The sequence below is a fragment of the Actinomadura napierensis genome, from assembly GCF_039529375.1.
GTDB classification, from domain to species: domain Bacteria; phylum Actinomycetota; class Actinomycetes; order Streptosporangiales; family Streptosporangiaceae; genus Spirillospora; species Spirillospora napierensis.
Genome location: NZ_BAAAMR010000238.1, coordinates 1 through 3,251, shown reverse-complemented (window position 1 = coordinate 3,251; position 3,251 = coordinate 1). Strand labels below are relative to the sequence as shown.

The following is a 3,251-nucleotide window of genomic DNA, read 5'->3' as shown; positions in this document are numbered from 1 at the left end:
TGGCCCGCGACGGCGGCGACGACCTCCGCGGCGACCGCCGACAGCGCCGCGAGGACGGCGGCGGGCGGGCGGCCGCGGTTGTCGGCGCTGACCACGTGCCGGTACCGGACCTGCTTGCCGAGGTCCAGGACGCAGGCGGCGAGGTAGTCGACGTTGACCTCCAGGCCGAGCCCGGCGGCGCCGTCCCCGGCGATCGACACGCCGACGCCGGGCCGGCCCCGCTCCCCCTCGTGGACGGGCGCGCCGTCGCGGACGAGGCCCGCGCCCTCCAGCAGGCCGACGAGGTTGGAGACCGTGGTCTTGGTGAAGCCGGTCAGCTCGGCGAGCCGGGCCCGGGTGACCGGCTGGTGCCGGGCGACGTGCTCCAGCACGACGGCGAGGTTGCGCCCGCGCATCGTCGCGTGCCGGACGGGGGCGTTCCCGGACTTCGTCATGATCCCACCCTAATTCAATCCGGTGTCTGGGCAGGGCGGAGGCCATCTGCTACGTTAATTAGTCCAGAGTCTTTACGAAAGAGGGCGGATGACCGGGAGCCTGGTGGCGGGCGTCGATTCGTCGACGCAGTCGACGAAGGTCGTGCTGTGCCGCGCCGAGGACGGTGCCGTCGTCGCGCAGGCGTCGGCGCCGCACCCCGACGGCACCGAATGCCACCCTCGGCACTGGTGGGACGCGCTGTCCGAGGTCCGCGACGTGCTCGAACGCGCCGACGCGGTCGCCGTGGCGGCGCAGCAGCACGGCATGGTCGCGCTCGACGGCGCCGGCGAGGTCGTGCGGCCCGCGCTGCTGTGGAACGACACCCGCTCGGCGCCGCAGGCCCGCGCGCTGGTCGCCGAGCACGGCGGCCCGAAGGCGTGGGCGGAGCGGACCGGCAGCGTGCCGCTCGCCTCGTTCACCGTCGGCAAGCTGCGCTGGATGGCCGAGCACGAGCCGGACAACGCCCGCCGCACCGAACGGGTGATGCTGCCGCACGACTGGCTGACGTGGCGGCTCGGCGCGACCGGACCGGTCACCGACCGGGGCGACACGTCCGGCACCGGCTACTGGTCCCCCGCGACCGGCGCCTACCTGCCCGACCTGCTGCGCGCCGCGCTCGGCCACGACGCCGAGCCGCCGCGCGTCGCCGCCCCCGGCGAGACGGTCGGCGAGACGTCCTGGGGCGCGGCGCTCGGACCGGGCACCGGAGACAACATGGGCGCCGCGCTGGGCCTCGGGCTGGAGCCGGGCGACGTCGTGGTGTCGATCGGCACGTCCGGGACGGCGTTCGCGGTCGCGGACACGCCCGCCGCCGACCCGTCCGGCCTGGTCGCCGGGTTCGCCGATGCGACCGGCCGGTTCCTGCCCCTCGTCTGCACGCTGAACGCCGCCCGGATCCTGACGGCCGCCGCGTCCATGACCGGCGCGAGCCTGGACGAGCTGTCGGCGCTCGCGCTCGCCGCGGAACCCGGCGCGGGCGGCCTGACGCTGCTGCCCTACCTCGACGGCGAGCGCACCCCGGACCGTCCGGACGCGACCGGCGTCCTCGCGGGGCTGACCACGTCGAACGCCACGCGCGAGAACATCGCGCGGGCGGCGGTGGAGGCGCTGCTGTGCTCCCTCGCCGACGCCGTCGGCCACCTCGCCGCGCAGGGCGTGGCGCCGCGCCGCACCCTGCTCATCGGCGGCGGTGCGCGCTCGGAGGCCGTCCGAGCGCTGGCCCCGGCGATCCTGGGTACGCCGGTCACCGTGCCGGAGCCCGCCGAGTACGTCGCGCTCGGCGCCGCCCGCCAGGCGGCATGGGCGCTGGCCGGGACGCCGGAACCACCGCGCTGGCCGGCGCCGCCCGCCACCGAGCACACCACCGACCACGCGGCGGACGCGGAGCGGATCCGCGCGCGCTACGCCGCGCTGCGCGACACCGCCCCGCAGATCTGAGAGGAAGACCCATGAGCGACTACACGCCCGTACCGGAGGACCGGTTCTCGTTCGGCATCTGGACGGTCGGCTGGCAGGGCGTCGACGTCTTCGGCCCCGGCACCCGCCCGCCGATGGCCGCCGACCGCGCCGTCCGCAAGCTCGCCGAGATCGGCGCCCACGGCGTCAACTTCCACGACAACGACGTGTTCGACTTCGACGCCTCGCCCGCCGAGCGCCAGGAGAAGATCGACGCGTTCAAGAAGGCCCTGGACGAGACCGGCCTGGTCGTCACGACCGCGACCACCAACCTGTTCTCCCACCCGGTCTTCAAGGACGGCGCCTTCACCGCCAACGACCGCGACGTCCGCCGGTTCGCGCTCCGCAAGGTCATGGACAACCTCGACCTCGCCGCCGAGCTCGGCGCGAAGACCTACGTGTGCTGGGGCGGCCGGGAGGGCGCCGAGTCCGGCGCCGCCAAGGACGTCCGCGCCGCCCTGGACCGCTACAAGGAGGCGTTCGACGTCCTCGGCGACTACGTCGCCGACCAGGGCTACGACCTGCGCTTCGCCATCGAGCCCAAGCCGAACGAGCCGCGCGGCGACATCCTGCTCCCCACCATCGGCCACGCCCTCGCCTTCATCCAGACGCTCGAGCGCTCCGAGAACGTCGGCCTCAACCCCGAGGTCGGCCACGAGGAGATGGCGGGCCTGAACTACGCGCACGGCCTCGCGCAGGCGCTGTGGCAGGGCAAGCTGTTCCACATCGACCTGAACGGCCAGCACGGCCCCCGCTACGACCAGGACCTGCGCTTCGGCGCCGGCAACGCGCGCGGCGCGTTCTGGGTCGTCGACCTCATCGAGCAGTCCGACTACGACGGCCCGGTCCACTTCGACTTCAAGCCGCCGCGCACCGAGGACGACGAGGGCGTCTGGGAGTCGGCGAAGGCCTGCATGCGCAACTGGCTGATCCTGCGCGAGAAGGCCCGCGCCTTCCGCGCCGACCCCGAGGTGCAGGACGCCCTGCGCGACGCCAAGCTCGACGAACTGGCCGTCCCCACCCTCGCCGGCGGCGAGGACTGGCGCTCCGTCCGCGACGCCTCGCCCGACATCGAGGCCCTCGCCACCCGCGGCGCCGCCTTCGAACGCCTCGACCAGCTCGCCCTGGAACACCTCTACGGCGTCAGGTAAAGGCAGCACCCCCGGGCGCCCCACGGGCGGGCACGCGGAGCGAGCGCCAGCGAGCGCAGCGGGCCTGCCCGCCGACCGACAGGCTGTTTCACCGCGGAGCGCCAGCGGAGCGGGAAACGGCCTGTCGGTCGCAACGGGGGTTCCAGGGGGTCGCCCCCCTGGGTCAAACCG

Annotated in this window: 3 protein-coding genes; 2 read left to right on the top strand and 1 reads right to left on the bottom strand. The window is 74.6% G+C overall.

Translation table 11 applies throughout. The features are described 5' to 3' along the window. Positions 1-434 (bottom strand): MarR family transcriptional regulator (locus tag ABD296_RS49050; RefSeq protein WP_344285309.1); only part of this gene is annotated, 434 nt, incomplete at its 3' end. 88 nt (positions 435-522) lie between these two features. On the opposite strand from ABD296_RS49050, the gene xylB reads away from it, so the two are divergent. Continuing rightward, complete coding sequence (xylB, locus tag ABD296_RS49045) at positions 523-1,911, top strand: xylulokinase (protein WP_344285307.1); 1,389 nt, start codon at positions 523-525, stop codon at positions 1,909-1,911. 11 nt (positions 1,912-1,922) lie between these two features. Beyond that, the gene (gene xylA, locus ABD296_RS49040) at positions 1,923-3,080 is read left to right on the top strand and encodes a xylose isomerase (RefSeq protein WP_344285304.1); all 1,158 of its coding nucleotides are present in this window, start codon (positions 1,923-1,925) and stop codon (positions 3,078-3,080) included. The last annotated feature ends 171 nt before the right edge of the window (positions 3,081-3,251 follow it).

Coding starts and splice junctions, on each gene's coding strand:
- xylB (WP_344285307.1), top strand. CDS start 523: ATGACCGGGAGCCTGGTGGCGGGCGTCGATTCGTCGACGCAGTCGACG.
- xylA (WP_344285304.1), top strand. CDS start 1,923: ATGAGCGACTACACGCCCGTACCGGAGGACCGGTTCTCGTTCGGCATC.